A 20203-nucleotide genomic window follows, 5' to 3' on the forward strand; every position below is an offset into this window, starting at 1 on the left:
AACTGCGAGCGTCGATGCGTAATCTCCTGCTGGCCGCCGCCTCGGTCCTGACCCTCGCTCTGGCCGCGCCCGCCCTCGCCCAGGAGACGCGCGTTCTCGACAGCATGGACGACGCGACGCGGTGGGAGGCCAGCGCCTCGACCGACGTTCACGCCGCCGTCTCCGCCGTCGCCGGCCATGACGGGAAAGCGGTGCGCCTCGACTACGATTTCGACGGCAAGGCGGGCTACGCGGTGCTTAGCCGGCCGCTGCCGTTTGATTTGCCCGAGAACTACGAGATCAGCTTCTGGGTGCGGGGCGCCGGGCCGACCAACACATTCGAGGTCAAGCTGACCGACGCTTCGGCCGACAATGTCTGGTGGAAGCAGACGGCGCGCTACGACTTCCCCGACGGCTGGACCAGGTTTGTCATCAAACGCCGTCAGGTTTCCAAAGCCTGGGGGCCAAGCCCTGAAACCACCCTGCGTCGCGCCGAACGGGTGGAGTTCGTCGTGGTCGCGGCGGAGGGCGGCAAGGGCTCGGTCGAGATCGACCAACTGACCCTGCGCGCCCTGCCGGTCGATCCGCCTGTCCCGCCCCAGCCGATCGCCAGCGATGGACGAACGGCGTCGACCGCCGCCAACGCCGTCGATCTGGACCCAAAAACCGCCTGGACCCCGCCGGTGGGCCAAGACTCGGCCCTGACATTGGACCTGGGCTACGAGCGCGAGTTCGGCGGGCTGACCCTGCGCTGGGACGAGCGGGGCGCGGCCAGCGATTATCGGGTTTCGGCCTCGATCGACGGGCGCGACTGGCGCGAACTGGCGACGGTCACGAGCGGCAACGGTGGCGTCGACTGGCTGAGGACGCCCGAGGCGACGGCGCGCTGGCTGAGACTTGAGCCCCTGAAACCCGTTCCAGCCTCCGATGTGGTCGGCTCGTCCGGCGCGGGTCAGCGGCTGGGCGCGGCCCAGGCGACGACCTATGCTCTAAACGAGATCGAGGTCGAACCGCTGACCTTCGGCGCGGACCCCACGGTGTTTCTGGAAGCCGTGGCCAAGGAAAACCGGCGCGGCCTTTACCCGCGCGGCTTCTCCGGCGAGCAGTCCTACTGGACCCTGGTCGGGGTCGACGGGGGCGGGGAGAGCGGCCTGATCGGCGAGGACGGCGCCATCGAACTGCGTCGCGCCGGGCCCAGTATCGAACCCTTCGTCGTCGACAACGGGCGGCTGATCACCTGGGCCGACGTCAGTATCGAACAGGGGCTTAAGGGCGGCGACCTGCCGATCCCGTCGGTGACCTGGACCGCCGACGACTGGACGCTGAAGATCACCAGCTTCGCCGACGGGCAGGCCGATCAGGCGCAGCTCTGGGGCCGTTACGACCTGACCAACACCTCCAGCCGGCCGCGCACCCTGACCCTGGCCCTGGCGGCGCGCCCGATGCAAGTGAATGCGCCGCGTCAGTTCCTGGCGATTCCCGGCGGCGTCAGCCCGGTGGAGACGATCGGCTGGGACGGCGCGCAGTTGAGCCTGAACGGCGCGGTGCCGGTGCAGCCGTTGGCGGCCCCGGATCAGGTCGCGCTGGCGACCTTCGACGCCGGCAGCGATCCGCAGTCTTTGATGCTGCCGTCCGCGCGGCGATCGGCCGCCGAGGACATGACGACGACCGACGCCACGGGTCTGGCCGCCGGCGCCCTGACCTACGAAGTGACGCTGCAACCGGGCGAGACGCGCACGGTCGGCTGGGTGTCGCAGCTATCCGGCGACGCGCTGGCGCCCGAACCGGTGGGGCAGGCGGCGGCTGTGCTGGACGCGGTCGAGAGCCGGTTGGCGGCCGAATGGCGCGAGAAGCTGGACCGGGTCGAACTGACCCTGCCACCCGCCGCCCAGCGGATCGAGGACGCGCTGAAATCGTCGCTGGCCCATATGCTGATGTCGCGTCAGGGGCCGATCCTTCAGCCGGGCACACGCAGCTACAACCGCTCCTGGATTCGCGACGGGGCCATGATGGCCGAGGGGTTGAACCGGTTGGGCATGGCCGAGCATTCCGCCGACTATCTGCGCTGGTACGCCCCCTATGTGTTCGAGAACGGCAAGGTGCCGTGCTGCGTCGATGCGCGCGGCGCCGATCCGGTGCCCGAGAACGACAGCCACGGCGAGTTCGTCTTCCTGGCCGCCGAAACCTATCGCTACACCAGGGACGAAGCCCTGCTGCGCCAGGTCTGGCCGCAGGTGCAAAAGGCGATCGCCTATATGGACGAACTGCGCGCCTCGACCCGGACGACGGCCTTCCAAACGCCGAACCAGCGTCACCTATATGGCCTGCTGCCGCCGACGATCAGCCACGAGGGCTATTCGGACAAGGCGGCCTATTCCTACTGGGACGATTTCTGGGGCCTGCTGGGCTACAAGGACGCGGTCTTCATCGCCGAAACCCTGGGCGATGCGGAGGCCGCGGCTCGCTATGCGGCGGCGCGGGATCAGTTCGCCGCCGACATCCGGGCGTCGATCACCGCGACGGCGGCCCATCATGGCATCGACTGGATCGCCGGCGCTGCGGACCGGGGCGACTTCGACGCCACCTCGACGACCATCGCCCTGTCGCCGGCGGGCGAACAGGATCATCTGCCGCCCGAGCTTCTGGCGCGGACCTTCGATCGCTACTGGGAAAACTTCCAGAACCGCCTGACCAACCGCACGGCGTGGAAGGACTACACCCCCTACGAGTGGCGGCTGGTCGGCGCCCTTGTGCGGCTGGGTCAAAAGGGCCGGGCGCTGGAGGTGCTGGACTTCCTGATGGGCGACCGTCGGCCCGAGGCCTGGAACGGCTGGGCCGAGGTGGTCGGCCGCGAGAAGCGCGAGCTGCGCTTCATCGGCGACATGCCGCACGCCTGGATCAGCTCGGACTATATCCGCTCGGCGCTGGATCTGTTCGCTTACGAGCGGGACCGCGATCACGCCCTGGTGCTGGCCGCGGGCGTGCCGGAGGCGTGGCTGGATACGGAAGAAGGCGTCGGAGTGCGGAATCTGCGCACCGCCTATGGGCCGCTGACCTACGCCTATCGCAAGGAAAGGCGCGGCTATGTGCTCACCCTGGGCGACGACGCGACGCCGCCGGGCGGCTTCGTGCTGCAATGGCCGGCGGGGCCGGGGCGGCCAGAGCGCGTTCGGATCGACGGCCGCTCAGCGACGTGGTCGGGCGACGAACTGGTCATTACGGCAGGGGCGCGGCGGGTCGAATTGCGCTGATGAAAGCCTTTTCCTTCTCCCAGTGGGAGAAGGTGGCCCGAAGGGCCGGATGAGTGTGGGCCGGTGGCCATGTCGATTCAGCGACCCTCACCCTTTCGCGCAGGACCGATCGCTACGCTCTCGGGCGCTCAAGCCCTCTCCTAATGGGAGAGGGGTCAGAGGCGCCTGAACGCCTTCCCGTCCGCGTCGAACAGGTGCGCCTGTTTTGCGGGCACGTGCAGCGTCAGTCGCTCGCCCGCCTTGGCCCGCAGTTCGCCCGCCAGCTGAACCGTCAGCGTGTCTGGCGTCGCCGGATGTTTCAGGTGCGCCATGGTCGTGGCGCCCAGGGTCTCGACGAACATGACCTCGGCGCTCAGGGCGTCGCCGGCGTCGTTGAGGGTCAGATGCTCGGGGCGGACGCCCAGGGTGACGGCGTCGCCGGGCTTGGCCGAAGCGGCGTTCACGGCGATCCGGATCGTCTCGCCGGCCGTCGTCTTCACCGTCGCGCCGGTCGCCGACGCCTCAACGATTTCGGCGGTCAGCAGGTTCATCTTGGGACTGCCGATGAAGCCGGCGACGAACAGGTTGGCGGGGTTTTCGTACAGGTCCATGGGCGCGCCGACCTGTTCGATCCGACCGGCGTTCAGCACCACGATCCGGTCGGCCAGGGTCATGGCCTCGACCTGGTCGTGGGTGACATAGATCATCGTGGTCTTCAGCTCGGCGTGCAGGCGCGCGAACTCGTAGCGCATCCGCACCCGCAGGGCGGCGTCCAGGTTGGACAGGGGTTCGTCGAACAGGAAGACCTCGGGCTCGCGCACGATGGCGCGGCCGATGGCGACGCGCTGGCGCTGACCGCCCGACATGGCCTTGGGCTTGCGATCCAGATAGTCGGTGATGCTGAGCGCCTCGGCGGCGGCGCGGACGCGTCGGTCGATCTCGCCCTTGTCCGTCTTGGCCAGCTTCAGGCCGAAGGCCATGTTCTCATAGGCCGTCATGTGCGGGTAGAGGGCATAGGACTGGAACACCATGGCGATGCCGCGGTCGGAGGGCGACAGATCGTTGACCACGCGGGCGCCGATCAGAACCTGGCCTGTCGTCGCCTCTTCCAGACCGGCGATGGTGCGCAACAGGGTGGACTTGCCGCAGCCCGAGGGACCGACGAAGACCACGAACTCGCCGGCGGCGATCTCCAGATCGACACCCTTCAGCACCTCGACGGCGCCGAACGCCTTCTTCACGTCGACCAGACGGACGTTCGCCATGCTTCCTGCTTCCCTGAGCCGTTTCTGTTTTGCTGCACCGTAACCGGTTACATGGCGGGATCAATGGCGGAGGATGTCTCGCGCCCAACTGAAATTGCAAAACTGCAAAATTAAGCTTTCGCAAAATCGAAGCGATGGATAGAAGCCCGCTGCCAATCGCGGGGGAGTATCCGAATGACGCAACGCAACTTCTTGATGGCGACAGCCTCGATCGCTTGGCTGGCGACGGCTGCGGCCGCCCAGGCCCAGCAGGCGTCGCGCGTGGACGATGTGGTCGTCACCGGCTCCCGGATTGCGGGCGGCGAGCGGATCGCCCCGGTAGAGACCGTGGCCCGCGAAACGGTGGCCGCCGCCGGGATCGCCGATGCCTCTCAACTTGTCCGGCTGGTCACGGCCAATTCGGGATCGGAGGCCCAGGTCGATCAGCTGAACCAGCCGCAGAGTTCGGGCACCGCCCAGTTCAACCTGCGCAATCTCGGCCTCGGCTCGACCCTGGTTCTGGTGGACGGCCAGCGCTGGACCAACAGCGCCGTGGTGGCGACAGACGGCTCGGGCTTCGTCGACATCAACTCGCTGGTTCCGATGATCGCGCTTCAGCGGGTCGAGGTGGTCAAGGACGGCGCCTCGGCGGTCTATGGCTCGGACGCGGTGGCGGGCGTGGTCAACTTCATCACTCGGCGGGGCGTGGACCGTCCCGAGGTCAGCGCCAAATACGCCGTCGCCGACGGGTCGGAAGAGAGCGTGATCGAGGCCATTGGCGAGGTTCGCCTGCTGGGCGGAGACCTGACGCTGGCGGCCTCGCATTTCCATCGTTCGGCCTTGGGCTCGGAAGAGCGGGACTTCACCCAGGCCGAACGCTATGGCCGCGCCGCCTGGACGGCCGTGACCAGCTATGGCCAGCCGGGCTCCTATTTCCGACCCAGCCGCAATGGGTTTTCGCCCGATCCGGCGTGCGGCAATCCGGCGTTCGGTAGCGCCTATCTGAACACGCCGACCGACAGCTTCTGTCGGCTGGACTATTCCGACTTCTTCGATCTGGCGCCGGAGGAGACGCGCACGCAGCTGTTCGCGGACTACCAGCGGCCTGTGGGCGACATGACCTTGTCGCTGCAAGGGGCGTGGTCGGCGACGAAGACCATCGCGCGCCAGTCGCCGTCGCTGCCGATCCTGGCGCGGTCGCTGACCGTGCCGGCGAGCCATCCCGACAATCCTTTCGGCGAGGCGGTGCTGTTCCGGGGGCGGCTGCTGGGGGCGGAGGCCGGCGCGTCGCAGGCCGAGTTCGACTATCGCACCTGGCGTCTTGCGGCCGGGCTGGATGGGCGCTTCGGCAATGGCTGGACCTGGAACCTGTCGGCGACCAGCAGCCGTCAGCACGTCGCCTACGACAAGCCCGACACCATCGGCAGCGCCTTGCAGAATGCGCTGAACGGCCTGGGCGGGGCGGGCTGCAATGCCGCGACGGGCACGCCCGGCGTCGGCGCCTGCCAGTATTTCAACCCGTTCGGCAGCGCCTATCTGGGGAGCGGAACGGCGAACAGCGCCGCGCTGATCGACAGCCTGATCGGCTCGACCGGCCTGCGGGGCGCGGCGACCCTGACGACGGCGGACGCCTCGACCAGCGGCGAGGCCCTGGCCTGGGCCGGCGGGTCGGTCGATGTGGCCGTCGGCGCCCAGTATCGCCGCAGCGGCTTCCGTCACGACTGGAGCGATCTGGTGAACCGGGGCGATCTGCTGACGGCGGGCGTGTCGCCGGATTTCGAGGGCGATCAGGAAGCCTTGGCCGCCTTTGCCGAAGCCCGCCTCCATCTGGGCGACCGGATCGAGGCGCAGCTGGCCGGGCGCTACGAATCCTACGACGGCGACGAGGGCCGGTTCAGCCCCAAGGCCGCGATCCGGTGGGACGTGACCGACGCCCTGGCCCTGCGCGCGTCGTGGGGGCAGGGGTTCCGGGCGCCGTCGGTCTATGCCCAGTCGGGGGCGCAGGCGTCGCAGCCGTCGGTGTTCGACCGAGGGGCGTTCGTTTTCGTCAACACCCTGACCTCGGGCCGGGCCGACCTGAAGCCCGAAAAGTCCGAGAGCCTGAACCTGGGCGCAGTCTGGACGCCGATCGACGGGCTGGAGCTGGGCGTGGACGCCTGGCGGTTCGAATATGCCGATCAGGTGGTCAAGGAGTCGGCGCAAGGCATCATCAACCAGGCGGCGGCCGATACGGCGGCGGGGCGGACCGGCACGCAGGCCCAAAGCCGGATCACCCGCTCGCCCAGCGGCGCCCTGACCTTCGTGCAGCTGTATTTCGTCAACGCCTCGTCCATCGAGACCCAAGGGATCGACCTGTCGGCCCGCTATCGGCGCGGCCTGTGGGGCGGGGAGGCGACGGCCTCGGCGACCTGGACCTATGTGGACGCCTATGACATCCGGCTGGACGCGTCGGCTGCGAAGGTGTCGGGCGTCGGTTCGACCAACCTGAATAACATCGGCCGGTCCCTGCCACGCAATCGCGGGGAGTTCGCCCTGGGCTGGAGCGGCGGGGCGAACGCGTTGACGGCGCTGGTCCACTATACCGACGGCTACGCCAATGATCGCAGCGGCATCACCGACGCCAGCATCGCCAGCCAGACGACGCTCGATCTGCTCTACAGCCGCATGATCGGCGCCGACCTGGATCTGTCGGTCGGGGTGGTCAATGTCGCGGACAAGGCGCCGCCGCTGGCGCAGTTCGCCCTGGGCTATGACCCGGTCGTAGCCGATCCGCGCGGGCGGGTGGTCAGCATCGGCCTGAGCAAGCGGTTCTGATCGGCGGTTGCGCGGTCAACCGGGCGGTGTATGCATCCCCCAGGGGAGAATCCGATGACCGACGGCGAGACGACGCGCAAGCAGGCGTTCAAGGACCTGTCCGAGGACGCGCTGGGCTTTGGCGGCGCAGAGGTGCGGACCGTGCGCGACCTGCTGGTGCGGCCCCGACTTGTGCTTCAGGCCTGGATGATCGAGGGGCCGACGGGGGGCGGGCGTTACGCCAAGCCGTTGAAGCTGTATCTGGCGCTGAACGCGATCCTGATGCTGATCGTCTTTCTGCGCGGGGGCTTGAGCCTCTATCTGGAAGGCATGCCGGCCGATGTTCTGAACCCTTTGCTTCAGGAAGCGGGCAAGTCGCGCGACGCCTTCATGTCGGACGCGGACGGCTGGATGTCGCTGGTGGCCGTGCCGATCATGGCGCCCCTCTATGCCCTGGCGGCCATGCCGCTGTTTCGCCTGTGGGACGCCGAGGACCTGGGCGTGAGATGCGGGTTTCGCGCGGCCTTCGCCTATCTGAACGCCTGGACCGTGCCGTTGCTGCCGCTGGCCTGGTTCATGTTCAGCCCCGGCCCGCTGGCCGCGGCGTGCAGCCTTTTGATGCTGGCGCTGGGCATCGTGGCCTTCATGCGGATGGGGCGGGGACGGTGGTATCGGGGCGTGGTCCCCGGCCTAGCCAAGGGCCTGATCGTGATGACGGCCATCGGTCTGTCCAGCGTCGTTGCGACCTTCATCGTGATGGTCATCGGCGTCTTCGCCGGGTTCGCGGCCTAGACGGTCGCCTGACAAGAACACCGTCTAATTCGTCTAATTCGTCTGAAATCAGTGACAGAACGAAATTGCACGACGCCGAAAAAGGGCGTGCAAAGTGCAAGGTGGTGCAATTCGTGAGCGCTGCTGTTTTCAAAGACCCGTCGACATCATAGTCCCGTTCGGGGATGCGTCAGGTCGATTGACGAAGGCCGTCTCTAAGCGCCCGACACTAAAGGGGATTTGTCGGCGAACAATGACGGCAAGGGTGGGCGCCTCTGAGCGTGGATCGGTCGTCGCTCCGCATCTGTCCCGAAACCTCATTTTCGGTAGTTGCTTTGTCGACAGGGGCGCGAGCGAGGGCGACAGTGTTCGTCGAAGCCTCAAACGGTCCGCCAATGTCTCTGCGTTTACAGGCCGCTCAGGTCGCTTGGCTGAATACGAAGCTGACCCTCGATTTCATCGCCGCATCCCGCACCTGGATCGACGAGGATCTGATATCAGCCCTGCTGACGGCGGGCGTCGTGGATGCAAACGTCAGAGGCGCCGACGACGAAGGTGCGGCACGCGACTCTTCCATTGGAGCCGGCATTTTGCCGAACGCCCTGCGGCGGCCTGTGAATGCAATCAGCATCGCCATGTCCCTGGGCGTGCCGCGCGAGAGCGCACGCACCAAACTGGCGGGATTGGTGGAGCGGGGCGTGCTGGTGCGGACCGACGGCGGCTTCGTCTTGCGCGCCGAGGTGTCGCAGTCGAAACCGTTCAAGTCCGCGATGGAAGCCTTCCTTCTGGCCACGGTGGAATTCGTCTATGGGTTGGCGATGCTGAATGCATGCGGCGCCCGCGACGGCGACCGGGTCGTCACGCCAGCCTGGCCAGTCGCAGGCTTGGCGACGCGGCTGATGACGGCGCACGTCCTGAAAGGCATCCAGCACGCCCGATCGCTGAAGCCCGAAATCAGCCTGACGACGCACTACGTCCTGCTCTGGCTGTCGCATCTCACCGGAAGCGCCTTGCGGGTTGTTCAGGAGCCGGACGCCGGCCGTCTTGGCCCCCTAAACCCGCCGTTCGGGCCGGTGAGCGTGATCGAGGTCGCCAAGGCCGCCAGAATGGACGACGAAACGGTTCGCAGGCACCTGGGTCAGCTTGAAAGGGCAGGCTTGGTCATCCGGGTCGCGGGCAAGAGAGACATCAATCTGCCGGATCAGACCCTGGTCGCGAACTGGCTCGATTTTCAAAGCCGGACGATTCTCGGCACGCAGCAACTGGTGCGCAAACTCTATGTCGCGGGCGTGATCGTCGATCGGCCAAGCGAAACCATTCGATTATTCTGAACGAAGATGATGAGGTTCGCATCACAGATCGATGCTGGAGCTGCATTCGTCGGTTGCGCGTCGAATGCCGTCGTCAACAGGGGCCGCGCCGATGCCAGCCCTTATTGATGCGTTCGACTGGGCGACGACGCCCCTGGGGCCAAGGCGCGATTGGTCGCCCGCGCTGAGCATTATCTATGACATGATGATGGGAATGGGTTTCGCGGCCAGCGTCATGTGGGGCCCGGAGCGCACCTTGCTTTATAACGGCGCCTATATTCCGCTGCTCGGACAAAAGCATCCGAGCGCCCTGGGTCGTCCGCTGGACCAGGTCTGGCATGAGGTGTGGGACGATTTGCGCCCGCTGACGGAGCGCGCGCTGGCAGGCGAAACCGTTTTTCTGGAAGACCTGCCGCTGACGATGGTTCGAAACGGCTATTCGGAAGACACCTGCTGGGTGCTGTCCTACAGCCCCGTGCGGGACGGCGACGCGATCGTCGGCATTCTCAATATCGCCAACGAAACGACCGAGCGGGTGCGGGGCGAGCAACACCGGCAGATGTTGGTCGACGAATGCGGTCACCGGGTGAAGAACACCCTCGCCCTGGTTCAAGCGGTCGCCCGCAGCACCTTGTCGGGCGTCGATCGCGATGTGCTGGAGCGTTTTGACGAGCGATTGAACGCCATCGCCCAGACCCAGCAGACGCTGGATGAGAAGGCTTGGAATGGCGGCGACCTCGGTGAGATCGTCCGCGAAGCGGTGGGTAATCTGGTGCGCAGGCCGGTTTCCATCTCGGGGCCCTCGGTGCACCTGTCGCCGCGTGTGGCGCAGACGGTCGCCTTGATCATCCACGAACTGACGACGAACGCGTTCAAGCATGGCGCCCTCGCCAAGCCCGGCGGCCGCGTCTCGGTCGATTGGCGGCTGGATGAGGGTGAACTCGTTCTGACGTGGATCGAAGGCGGGGGCGCGCCGGCCCATCCGCCGCTCAAGACCGGCTTTGGCGTCAAACTGCTCGCGAGAGGCCTGCTGGGGTGCGGCGGCGCGGATCTTCGTTACGGCGTGGAGGGGTTCTCGGCGACGTTCACAGCACCGGCGTCGCGTCTGACCGACAGTTGACGATGCTCGGCGAGGGGGCGAAAGCGGCTGGATCCGCTTGATCCACGACCTCCGAGAAACCCATGACCTACACCCTCTACGGCATTCCCAACTGCGACACGGTGAAGAAGGCCCGGGTCTGGCTGGAGCAGCAGGGGGTCGACTATGTCTTCCACGACTACAAGAAGGCCGGAGTGGATGCGAGGCGGCTGGGGCAGTGGATCGACGAGCACGGTTGGGAGCCGGTGCTGAACCGGGCCGGGACGACGTTCAAGAAGCTGCCGGATGCCGACAAGGCGGACATCGACAAGGCGAAAGCGATCGCGCTGATGACGGCCCAGCCGTCGATGATCAAACGGCCGGTGCTGGATCTGGGGAATCGGCGGCTGGTGGGATTCAAGCCCGAGACCTACGCCTCAGCGCTTACCTGAGCCGGACGGTCGCGACGACGCCGAAGTGGTCGGACGGGTATTCGCCGTTTGTGGGCGTATCGCCGAAGCGGCGGGCCTCGCCGGGCATGAAGGCGGCCTGTTCGACGAAGATGTGGTCGATGACGCGCTCAGGGTGACCCTTGGCCGGGTTCAGGGTGGTCGTGACCGAGCCGCGAGGCAGGGCGCTGAAGAAGCGGGGGCCGGTCAGGGTCGCCAGGCCGGAGTCTTCCTGGGTCGCATTGAAGTCGCCCATGACGATCAGGGGCGTGCTGTCCTGCGGCAGCCAGCCGAGCAGCGACGCGATCTGGCGGGCGCGGACCGGGCCGGCGTCCTGTTGCCACGCCAGATGGGTGACGACGACATCGACCGGGCGACCCTGGACCGCGACGCGAAGGCGAAGCGCGGTGCGGAAATCGTCGAGCGGCTCAAGCCTGGTTGAGGCCTCGGCCAGAACCGGCAGGCGGGTCAGCAGGGCGTTGCCATAGCGGCGCGGGGCGCCCTCGGCGTCGGTCGAGACGAAGGCGACATGATAGCCGCCCAGTTCGCGCGCCAGCATCCGGGCCTGGTTCTCCAGCCCGACATTGGCGTCCTCCAGGACCTCCTGAAGGGCGATGACGTCGGCGTCCTGGGCCTTCAGCGCGGCGACCAGCAACGGACGACGGCCGGCCCAGTCGCCCATGTTGTGCCAGATGTTGAAGGTGACGAGCTTCAGCTCGGTGGGCGTCTTAGCCTTTGGGGCCGTGGCGCAGCCTGCCAGCAGCGCGAGGGCGGCGGCGGCCAGCAGGGTGCGACGGTGGATCATCTCGGCCTCAGCCCTCGACGTCCGTGGAGGGGCGGTCGTGGCCGTCGGCGCTTTCGGTGACCCATTCGCCGGCGGCGGTCTCGTATTCGATCGCTGCGGTCTGGTCCGGCACGCGCTGCTCGCGCGCGACGCGCACGGCGGCGGCCTTGGCGTCGTCGTGGGTGGCGAAGGTCTCGGAATAGGTGTCGCCGGACTTGTAGGCCCAGCCGCCGTCGTGTTCGACGATGCGATAGGTGACATGGGCCATGAGGATGCGCTCCTGAGATTGATGAAACCGGACCCTAGACCGAACCGACGGCGGCCGAAACGGCGACCTTACGAAGATTTCACGTAACGCCGCGCATCCGTTGAGGCGTCGGCCAGCCTCTTGTGATCAGAAGGCCGCCGCATCAGGCTGCTGCAACGGTTCAAGGGATACTCGACATGGAAGACTTCATTCCGATCTTCGCCATCTTCGCCGTCTTCGGCACGATTACGGCCATTGTCTTCGGCCCCACCTTCCTGAAATACCGCGAAAAGCGCGACATGCAGGAGACCGTGCGTCTCGCCGTCGACAAGGGTCAGGAACTGCCGCCCGAACTGCTCGATGTGATGACCAAGGATGTGCAGAAGGGGCTGCCGTCGCGCAGCAAGGACATTCGCAAGGGCGTGCTCAGCCTGGCGAGCGGCATCGGCATCGCCGGGTTCGGCATCGTCGTTCAGGGCACGACCCACGTCTGGGGCGGCAATGGCCAGGGCGCGTTGCTGGGCATCGCCTGTATTCCCGCAGCCATCGGCGTCGCCTTCATCATCCTGGGCTTCTTCAACCCGAACAAAGACTGACGTCCGCCGGAAGGGGGAAACGTCATGGTCAAATCATTGAGAGACTTCCACGATGTGGAGCTGGCCGCCCAGGCGGCGGCCGGCGGTCGGCGGGAGTATGGCGAGCTGGTGCGTCGGCACGGGTCGGCGGTGCGGGGGCTGCTGCGCCGGATGGGGGCGACGCCGTCCCTGTCCGACGACGTGGCGCAGGACGCCTTTCTGCAAGGGTTCCAGCGGTGCGCGGAGTTTCGCGGGCAGGGAACGTTTGCAGGCTGGATCAAGAAGATCGCCGCGCGGCTCTATCTGAAGCGGGTGGCCAAGGAGGCGCGCTACGTCGCCGAGATCGAGGCTGATCAGGCGGATGTGGTCGTCGATCGCGGCGGTCTGATGGACCTGGACGAGGCGTTGAAGACGCTCAGCGAAACAGAGCGTGTCTGCGTCTCCCTGTGCCACGGCGCGGGGATGTCGCATCCGGAAATCGCGGCAGCCATGAATTTGCCGCTTGGCACGGTGAAATCGCATGTCAAACGTGGTCTGGATAAACTCCGTGCGCGGCTTCAACCGGCGCACGGCTCAGGCGGGAGGTCGGTCCATGTCGGCTGACGAATTCGATCCGATGATCGAAAGGCTGTTCGCCCAGGCGCCGAGCCTGCCGGACGAGGCTCTGTTCCTGGCGACGGTGCAAGCGCGCATGGAGACGCGGTCGCGCTGGCGCGCCCTGACCCTGACGGCGGCCGGACTGATCGGCGGCGTGCTGGCGGTGCGTGAGGGGGTGAACATCAACTTCACCGCCGACGGCGATACGACCTTGGCGCAAGGTCTCAGGGCCGCAGCCGCCACGGCGCAGGGGGCGGCGCAATCAGGCCTGGACGGATTGGGCCTTCAAGGTCTCGGTGTCGGGTCTCTGGATGTGATGAACGGCTCGGGCATGATGGCCTTTTGGATCGTCGCCGGGGCCCTGGTCGCCCTGATGGCGGCGGGCGTGGCGAAGCTGTCGCAGGACGTGTGAGCGCGGCAGCGAGGGTGACACCGGCGGGGCAGGGGCCTATCTGACCCCTTCACGTCAGGAGGCCCGGCGATGTCTATCCACACCCAAGAGAGCGTCAAACGCATCACCGTGCCCGATATCGCGGGGCGCAAGGGCGGCGAGCCCATCGTCTGCCTGACGGCCTATGACGCGCCGATGGCGGCCCTGCTGGATCCGCACTGCGATGTGCTGCTGGTCGGCGACAGCCTGGGGATGGCGGTTCACGGCCTGCCCAATACCGTGGGCGTGACGCTGGAGATGATGATCCTGCACGGGCAGGCCGTCATGCGCGGCGCCAGGCGGGCCATGGTGGTCGTGGACATGCCGTTCGGCTCCTACGAGGGCGGCAAGGAGGTCGCCTACGCCAACTGCGTGCGGGTGATGAAGGAGACGGGCGCCCAGGCGGTGAAGCTGGAAACCAGCATCGAAATGGCCGAGATCGTCGCCTTCCTGGTCAAGCGCGGCATTCCGGTCATGGGCCATGTCGGCCTGCGCCCCCAGGCGATCCTGGCCGAAGGCGGGTTCAAGGCCAAGGGCCGGACCGAGAGCGAGCGCGACCGGGTGCTGGCCGAGGCCAAGGCCGTCGCCGATGCCGGCGCCTTCTGCATCGTCATTGAGGGCGTCGCCGAATCGCTGGCGCGCGAGATCACCGAGACGATCGACGCGCCCACCATCGGCATCGGCGCCTCGGCCGCCTGCGACGGTCAGGTGCTGGTTGTCAACGACATGCTGGGCATGTTCGACTGGACCCCGAAGTTCGTGCGCAAATACGCCGATCTGCGCACCGAGATCGACCGCGCGGCGGCCGCTTTCGCCAGCGATGTGAAAACCCGCCGTTTTCCTGCCGAAGTCGAGACCTACTTCTCGAAAAAGCCGGCTTCGCAGTAACGGACGACGTTGCGGGCGGGGAGCCGACCTTCTAGGGTCCGCGCCGGTTTGCATTTCGCGATTTTGGGGCGACGTTTCAGTGGTTGATGTCTTCGAGCAGGTCGAGGAGGAGCTTCGCTCCGACAAGTTGAAGCGCCTGGCCAAGACCTGGCTGCCCGTTTTCGGCGTGGTGCTGGTCGTCGCCCTGATCGGCGCCCTGGGTTGGTGGGGCTGGGACAGCCTGAACTCCAACAAGGCCGCCAAGGCCGCCGAGGCCTATGATCGCGGCATGGAGGCCCTGCGCGCCGACAAGCCGATGGACGCTCGGGCCGCCTTCGAGGAAGCGATCAAGGAAGGCAATGGCGCCTATAAGGTCCTGGCTTTGCAACAGCAGGCCGGCCTGGCCGTCAGCGCCAACAAGTTCCAGGACGCGGTTCGCCTGTTCGACGAGGCCGCCAAGGCGTCCAGCGATCCGATCCTGTCCGACCCGCCCGCCCTGAAGGCCGCCTTCCTGATCATGGACACCGCGCCGCTGGCCGAGATCGAAAAGCGCCTGACGCCGCTGGCCGAAGACAAGCGCCCGCTGCACGCCTTCGCCCAGGAAGCCCTGGCCCTGGCGCGCCTGCAACACGGCAAGACCAAGGAAGCGCGTGAGGCCTTCGTGCTGCTGCAACTGGGTCAGGACGTGCCGGACTCGATCCGTCAGCGCGCCCAGATCGCCGTGGAATCCATCGACGCCGGCACCGCAGCCGCCATCAAGCCCATCATCGACGCCGCCGCCAAGGCGACGCCTCCGGCCGCCGGCGCTGCGAACGCGATGACGCCCTCGGCCGCCCAGGCTGCTCCGGCTCAGGCTGCTCCGGCCCAAGCTGCCCCGGCTCAGGCCGCACCCGCTCAGGCGGCTCCCGCCGCCGCGCCGGCCGCCCAATAGTGACGACCCCTTACAGGACGCCCCCGATGAACCGAGTTCTGAAAGTCGCGCTGATCTGCGGCGTCGCCGCAACGATGGCGTCCTGCGGCACCGTGCGCCGCAACCTGCCGTTCGGTCTGGGCGGCGGCAAGGAAGACGCCGGCGCGACCGCCTCGGCCGGGCAACGAATTTCGGTGCTTGAGTTCGAACAGAGCCTGTCGCCGTCGGCCGCCCTGTCGGGCCGCGACTTCTTCCTGCCGGGTCCGCAGGCCGTGACGGCCTGGACGCAGCCGGGCGGCACGTCCGAGAACCTGGTCGAGCACGTCATTGCGGCGCCGAACTTCCAGATCGCGTGGAAGCGGGGCGTCGGCTCAGGATCGGCTCACGTCGGCAACGTCATGGCCCCGATCGTGGCCGCCGACGGCAAGATCTTCGTGCTGGACGGCGAATCGACCGTTTCGGCGGTTTCGGCCGACACCGGCGCGATCCTGTGGAAGGCCAACGTCAAGAACGCCGATCGTGACCGCAACGGCGGCTTCGGCGGCGGCGTCGCCGTCGGCGGCGGCAAGGTCTTCGTCTCGTCCGGCTATCGCTCGATGACGGCGCTGGACGCCAACACCGGCGCGGTGGTCTGGACCCAGCAGGTGGACGCCCCGATCCACGGCGCCCCGACCGTCTCGGGCAACCGGGTCTTCGTCGTGGACGTGGACAGCCAGCTGTTCGCCTTTGACGCCAACACCGGCGCCCAGGACTGGACCTATCGCGGCATCGCCGAGCCGGCGCGCGTCATGCGCGCCTCCAGCCCCGCCGTCAGCGGCACGACCGTCGTCGCCCCGTTCGCCTCGGGCCAGCTGGTCGCGCTGAGCGCCCTGAACGGCCAGGCGGTGTGGGAAGAGACCCTGTCGCGCACCAGCCGCACCAGCGCCCTGTCTGAGGTTCGCGACGTGGCGGGCCGTCCGGTCATCAGCCGTGGCATGGTCTATGGCGTCAGCCACTCGGGCGTGATGTCGGCGCTGGATCTGCGTTCGGGTCAGCCGAAGTGGCAACTGCCGGTGACGGGCGTGAACGCGCCGCTGCCGGTCGGCGACGCCGTCTTCGTGGTGTCCAAGTCGGGGCAGTTGATCACGGCCAACCGTGACACGGGCCAGATCTACTGGACGCGCGAGCTGAACGAGGGCCGCGAGCGCCGCGAGGGCGGTTTCCTGACCTTCGGCCGTCGCACCATCCGCCCGCAATGGTCGGGACCGCTGCTGGCCTCCAACCGTCTGGTGATGGTCAATTCGTTCGGCGAGGCCGTCGCCTTCGATCCGAAGACTGGCGTGGCGCAGACGACGCTGAAGCTGGGCGCGCCAGCCTATATCGCGCCGGCCGCCTATAACGGCGCGCTCTATGTGCTGACCGACAACGGCCAACTGATCTGCATCCGCTGATTTTCAGCCCAAACTAAGCTAGAAGGCCGACATGGCTCTGAAGGTCGCCATCGTCGGCCGCCCCAATGTGGGCAAATCGACACTGTTCAACCGCCTCGTCGGCAAGCGCCTGGCGCTCGTCGACGATCGCCCCGGCGTGACCCGCGACCGGCGATACGCCGACGGCAACATCGGCGACATGGACCTGACGCTCATCGACACGGCGGGATACGAGGACGTCACCGACGACAGCCTGGAAGCCCGGATGCGCGAGCAGACCGAGGCCGCGCTGGACGACGCCGAATTGGTCATGTTCATGATGGACGCCCGCGAGGGCGTGACGTCGCTGGACCGGATCTTCGCCGAGCGCCTGCGCCGGGTGCACAAGCCGATCATCCTGTTGGCCAACAAGTCCGAGAGCCGCGAAAGCGGCGGCGGCGTCGGCGAGGCGCACGCCCTGGGCTTCGGCGAACCCGTCGCCATCTCGGCCGAGCACGGCGAGGGGATGGCCGATCTGTACGCCGCCATCGTCGCGGCCTCGCAGGACATCTTCGTCGAGGAGATCGACGAGCCGGACAAGCCGATCCGCATCGCCGTCATCGGCCGGCCCAATGCGGGCAAGTCCACGCTGATCAACCGCCTGATCGGCGACGACCGGCTGCTGACCGGGCCGGAAGCTGGGATCACCCGCGATTCCATCTCGGTCGACTGGCAGTTCGAGGGCAAGAACATCCGTCTGGTCGATACGGCCGGCATGCGTCGCAAGGCGCGGGTGCAGGAGAAGCTGGAGAAGCTGTCGGTCGCCGACACCATCCGGGCCATCACATTCGCCGAAGTCGTCATCCTGATGATGGACAAGGACGACGCCTTCGACACCCAGGACCTGCAACTGGCCGATTTGGTCGAGCGCGAGGGCCGCGCCCTGGTCTATGTCGCGTCGAAGTGGGACCTGGAGGACGAGCCCCAGTCCCGTATGGCCAAGCTGAAGGGCATGGCCGAGGACAAGCTGCCGCAACTGAAGGGTTCGCCCTTCGTGGCCCTGTCGTCGCACAGCGGGCGCGGAGTCGAACGGCTGATGCCGGCGGTGCTTCAGGCCTATGACACCTGGTCGGTCAAGGTGAAGACCAAGGACCTGAACACCTGGCTGTCCATGGCGACCCAGCGGCACCCGCCCCCCGCCGTGGACGGCAAGCGGATCAAGCCGAAATACATCGCCCAGACCAAGGCCCGCCCGCCGACCTTCGTGCTGATGGCCAACCGCGCCGAGTCGATGCCGGAGCATTACAAGCGCTATCTGGTCAACTCGATCCGCGAGAGCTTCGACCTGCCGGGCACGCCGATCCGTCTGAACGTCAAGTCCAGCGGTGTGAACCCCTATGCCGAAGGCGGCGCCAAGTCCGGGCCGGAACGCTACAAGGGCGACGCCAAGACCGCGCCGCGCCGCGTCAAGAAGGCCGAGAAGGAAGAGGCCCTGTCCAAACTGCCCGGCAAGGCGCTGGAGCAGAAGAAGACCCGCAAGGCCCAGCCCAAGATTCTGGGCGGGTTGAAGTCCAGCGCGTCGAAGAAGGCCGGTTCGTCCGTGGCGGTTCAGAAGGGCGCGCGCGGCGGCGCTCGCCAGGTGTCGCGTTCGGGCCGGATCCGCACAGGCCAAAAGGGCGGCGCCAAGAAGTGACGGCGTGAGCGAGGCCGAGAGCGCGCTTCCCGCCCGGCCCACCTCGCGTTGGCTGATCCTGGACGGGCAGGGGCGGGTGCTGCTGTTCCACTTCGTGTTTTCCGAAGGACCGCTTGCCGGCACGGCCTTCTGGGCGACGCCCGGCGGCGGGTGCGAGGCCGGCGAAACCTTTGAAGACGCCGCGCGCCGCGAACTGTTTGAAGAGACGGGCCTGGTCGTCGAAGACCCCGGCCCGCAGGTCGCCCAGGTCCGCGTCAGCTTCCGCCTGCCTGACGGTCGAATGGCGGATGTGGATCAGAGATTCTTCCTGCTGCGCACCGACGACTTCGTCCTGTCGCCCAAGGGCTGGACGGACGAGGAGCAGCGGGTTCTGACCGAACACCGCTGGTGGAGCCTCGACGACATCCGCCAATCCAAGGAGACGATCTGGCCGGCGGAACTAGCGGAAATTCTGACTTCGCTCCGCCTGCCGCTGATCGGCGATCGTTAGATCAAGGCGTCGACCGAGGGGCCGGTGGTCCAGTCGCGGAACTTGATGGTCAACGGGGGCGTGGCGGCGGCGTTCGACAGTTCGACGACTAGCGGGCCGATTTCGGAGGGGTGGGGCAGGACGGAGGGGTCCTCGCCCGGATAGGCCTGGGCGCGCATGGCGGTGCGCATGCGGCCGGGATCGACGATGCTGACGCGGACGGGCGTGCTCTCGATCTCATCGGCCCAAGCCTTCACCAAGGCCTCGGCGCCGGCCTTGGTCGCGGCGTACATACCCCAGAAGGCCTTGGGCGCGCTGGCGACGCTGGTGGTGAAGTGGATGGCGCGGCCGGCGTCGGAGGCGCGCAACAGAGGCTCGAGCGAGCGGATCAGACGATAGACGGCGGTGAAGTTGGTCTTTTCGACCTTGGCGAACTCGCGCGGGTCGGCGTGCGACACCGGCGTCAGGCCCGAAGGGCCCATGGTGGCGGCGCAGTGGACCCAGATGTCCAGCTTCTTGAACCGTTCGAAAATGGCGCCGCCCAGCCGGTCGATGGCCCCGCCGTCCACCAGATCGAACGGAATCAGGGTCGCATGGCGGCCGGTGGCGGCGAAGATGGCGTCGTCCAGCTCTTCCAGACCGCCCTGGGTGCGAGCCGTCGCAATGACGTGGGCGCCGGCCTTGGCCAGGGCCAGGGCGCTCTCGTAACCGATGCCGCGCGAGGCGCCGACGACGAGGGCGATACGGTCGTTCAGGGGGAGGGCGTCGGTCATGTTCGGGTGGTAGGAGTGGCGACGCGACGGGTCAATGTGTTAAGCTGTAAGCAGATGTGTACAGGAGCACTCTGTCATGGCTGCCAGCACGACCGTTACTGTCCGCATGAGTGAGACACTCAAAGAGCGGCTGGGGCTGCTTGCCGAGAAAACCCAGCGCACCCAGTCTTTTCTCGCTGAACGTGCCATCGCCGGCTACGTTGAACGAGAACTGGAAATGATGACGGCCGTCGAGGAAGGCTTGGAAGATTTTCGCACCGGCAATGTCGTCACGCATGACGAAGCCATGCGGCAGATCCGCGAGACCATCGCCAAATACGAGTCCTGATGCGCTCCGTCGTCTGGTCACGGCGTGCGCTGCTGGAACTGACCCACGCCATCGACTATCTGGCCCAGCGCAATCTGCCCGCCGCGCAGAAGATCGAAGCTCTCATCATCGAGACGACCGAGAAGTTGGCGCGACGGCCGATCGGTCGGCCGGGCAAACAGCCGGACACCTACGAAAAGCTCGTGGCCGGCGCGCCGTATCTGATCGTCTATGCCCTAGCGGACGACGCCGAAGGCGGCCAGGTCCAGATCATACGCCTGTTCCACACAGCGCAGGACCGCGAGTGAC

20 protein-coding genes are annotated in these 20203 nt (G+C 67.0%); 16 read left to right on the forward strand and 4 right to left on the reverse strand.

What is annotated here, in order from left to right:
* Window positions 1-14 precede the first annotated feature (14 nt).
* Complete coding sequence (locus ABIC32_RS14975) at window positions 15-3230, forward strand: discoidin domain-containing protein (protein WP_354074719.1); 3216 nt, start codon at window positions 15-17, stop codon at window positions 3228-3230.
* Between the two features lie 155 nt (window positions 3231-3385).
* On the opposite strand, the gene ABIC32_RS14980 is transcribed toward ABIC32_RS14975, so the two are convergent.
* Window positions 3386-4474, reverse strand: coding sequence for an ABC transporter ATP-binding protein (locus ABIC32_RS14980; protein WP_354074721.1), 1089 nt, complete (start codon window positions 4472-4474; stop codon window positions 3386-3388).
* A gap of 174 nt (window positions 4475-4648) precedes the next feature.
* Here ABIC32_RS14980 and ABIC32_RS14985 point away from each other — a divergent pair, with 174 nt between their 5' ends.
* The 5 genes from ABIC32_RS14985 (at window position 4649) to ABIC32_RS15005 (ending at window position 10857) form a co-directional block, all read left to right on the forward strand.
* Window positions 4649-7267, forward strand: coding sequence for a TonB-dependent receptor (locus ABIC32_RS14985; RefSeq protein ID WP_354074722.1), 2619 nt, complete (start codon window positions 4649-4651; stop codon window positions 7265-7267).
* Between the two features lie 54 nt (window positions 7268-7321).
* Window positions 7322-8038 carry a hypothetical protein gene (locus ABIC32_RS14990; protein ID WP_354074723.1) on the forward strand — a complete coding sequence of 239 codons (717 nt, stop codon included), beginning with the start codon at window positions 7322-7324 and terminating at the stop codon, window positions 8036-8038.
* 344 nt (window positions 8039-8382) lie between these two features.
* On the forward strand, window positions 8383-9348 hold the full coding sequence (locus ABIC32_RS14995; protein WP_354074725.1) for a winged helix-turn-helix domain-containing protein: 966 nt from the start codon (window positions 8383-8385) through the stop codon (window positions 9346-9348).
* A 91-nt stretch (window positions 9349-9439) separates the two neighbouring features.
* Window positions 9440-10447: a sensor histidine kinase gene (locus ABIC32_RS15000; RefSeq protein ID WP_354074726.1), complete on the forward strand. Its 1008-nt coding sequence runs from the start codon at window positions 9440-9442 to the stop codon at window positions 10445-10447.
* 62 nt (window positions 10448-10509) lie between these two features.
* On the forward strand, window positions 10510-10857 hold the full coding sequence (locus tag ABIC32_RS15005; RefSeq protein ID WP_354074727.1) for an ArsC family reductase: 348 nt from the start codon (window positions 10510-10512) through the stop codon (window positions 10855-10857).
* Here ABIC32_RS15005 and ABIC32_RS15010 read toward each other — a convergent pair.
* Window positions 10850-11659 carry an endonuclease/exonuclease/phosphatase family protein gene (locus ABIC32_RS15010; RefSeq protein ID WP_354074728.1) on the reverse strand — a complete coding sequence of 270 codons (810 nt, stop codon included), beginning with the start codon at window positions 11657-11659 and terminating at the stop codon, window positions 10850-10852. The two genes, ABIC32_RS15005 and ABIC32_RS15010, sit on opposite strands and share 8 nt — an antisense overlap.
* A 7-nt stretch (window positions 11660-11666) precedes the next feature.
* On the reverse strand, window positions 11667-11906 hold the full coding sequence (locus tag ABIC32_RS15015) for a DUF2188 domain-containing protein (protein ID WP_055808379.1): 240 nt from the start codon (window positions 11904-11906) through the stop codon (window positions 11667-11669).
* Window positions 11907-12082: 176 nt separating this feature from the next.
* On the opposite strand from ABIC32_RS15015, the gene ABIC32_RS15020 reads away from it, so the two are divergent.
* The 8 genes from ABIC32_RS15020 (at window position 12083) to ABIC32_RS15055 (ending at window position 18835) form a co-directional block, all read left to right on the forward strand.
* Window positions 12083-12481: a DUF6249 domain-containing protein gene (locus ABIC32_RS15020; RefSeq protein WP_055808381.1), complete on the forward strand. Its 399-nt coding sequence runs from the start codon at window positions 12083-12085 to the stop codon at window positions 12479-12481.
* A 24-nt stretch (window positions 12482-12505) separates the two neighbouring features.
* Complete coding sequence (locus ABIC32_RS15025) at window positions 12506-13063, forward strand: RNA polymerase sigma factor (protein ID WP_055808384.1); 558 nt, start codon at window positions 12506-12508, stop codon at window positions 13061-13063.
* Window positions 13053-13469: a hypothetical protein gene (locus ABIC32_RS15030; protein ID WP_017506107.1), complete on the forward strand. Its 417-nt coding sequence runs from the start codon at window positions 13053-13055 to the stop codon at window positions 13467-13469. Before ABIC32_RS15025 ends, ABIC32_RS15030 begins: the two co-directional genes overlap by 11 nt.
* 69 nt (window positions 13470-13538) lie before the next feature.
* Window positions 13539-14375: a 3-methyl-2-oxobutanoate hydroxymethyltransferase gene (gene panB, locus ABIC32_RS15035; protein ID WP_354074729.1), complete on the forward strand. Its 837-nt coding sequence runs from the start codon at window positions 13539-13541 to the stop codon at window positions 14373-14375.
* A gap of 79 nt (window positions 14376-14454) precedes the next feature.
* Window positions 14455-15285, forward strand: a complete 831-nt coding sequence (locus ABIC32_RS15040) for a tetratricopeptide repeat protein (RefSeq protein ID WP_354074731.1) — start codon at window positions 14455-14457, stop codon at window positions 15283-15285.
* A 26-nt stretch (window positions 15286-15311) separates the two neighbouring features.
* A complete protein-coding gene (locus ABIC32_RS15045; protein ID WP_088582173.1) occupies window positions 15312-16694 on the forward strand; it encodes a PQQ-binding-like beta-propeller repeat protein in 1383 nt (460 codons plus the stop codon).
* A gap of 31 nt (window positions 16695-16725) precedes the next feature.
* On the forward strand, window positions 16726-18345 hold the full coding sequence (gene der / locus ABIC32_RS15050) for a ribosome biogenesis GTPase Der (RefSeq protein ID WP_055754955.1): 1620 nt from the start codon (window positions 16726-16728) through the stop codon (window positions 18343-18345).
* Window positions 18346-18349: 4 nt separating this feature from the next.
* Window positions 18350-18835 (forward strand): NUDIX hydrolase, encoded by a 486-nt coding sequence (locus ABIC32_RS15055; RefSeq protein WP_185224741.1) that lies wholly within the window; start codon window positions 18350-18352, stop codon window positions 18833-18835.
* Here the strand turns inward: ABIC32_RS15055 and ABIC32_RS15060 are convergent.
* Window positions 18832-19587: an SDR family NAD(P)-dependent oxidoreductase gene (locus ABIC32_RS15060; protein WP_354074732.1), complete on the reverse strand. Its 756-nt coding sequence runs from the start codon at window positions 19585-19587 to the stop codon at window positions 18832-18834. The two genes, ABIC32_RS15055 and ABIC32_RS15060, sit on opposite strands and share 4 nt — an antisense overlap.
* A 76-nt stretch (window positions 19588-19663) precedes the next feature.
* Here ABIC32_RS15060 and ABIC32_RS15065 point away from each other — a divergent pair, with 76 nt between their 5' ends.
* Both ABIC32_RS15065 and ABIC32_RS15070 read left to right on the forward strand, forming a co-directional pair.
* A complete protein-coding gene (locus ABIC32_RS15065; RefSeq protein WP_091746135.1) occupies window positions 19664-19915 on the forward strand; it encodes a CopG family ribbon-helix-helix protein in 252 nt (83 codons plus the stop codon).
* Window positions 19915-20202, forward strand: coding sequence for a type II toxin-antitoxin system RelE/ParE family toxin (locus ABIC32_RS15070; protein WP_091746138.1), 288 nt, complete (start codon window positions 19915-19917; stop codon window positions 20200-20202). The genes ABIC32_RS15065 and ABIC32_RS15070 overlap by 1 nt, the downstream gene beginning before the upstream one ends.
* Window position 20203: the final 1 nt, after the last annotated feature.

Origin of the sequence: Brevundimonas sp. 1080 (assembly GCF_040545985.1) — a bacterium.
Taxonomy (GTDB): Bacteria; Pseudomonadota; Alphaproteobacteria; order Caulobacterales; family Caulobacteraceae; genus Brevundimonas.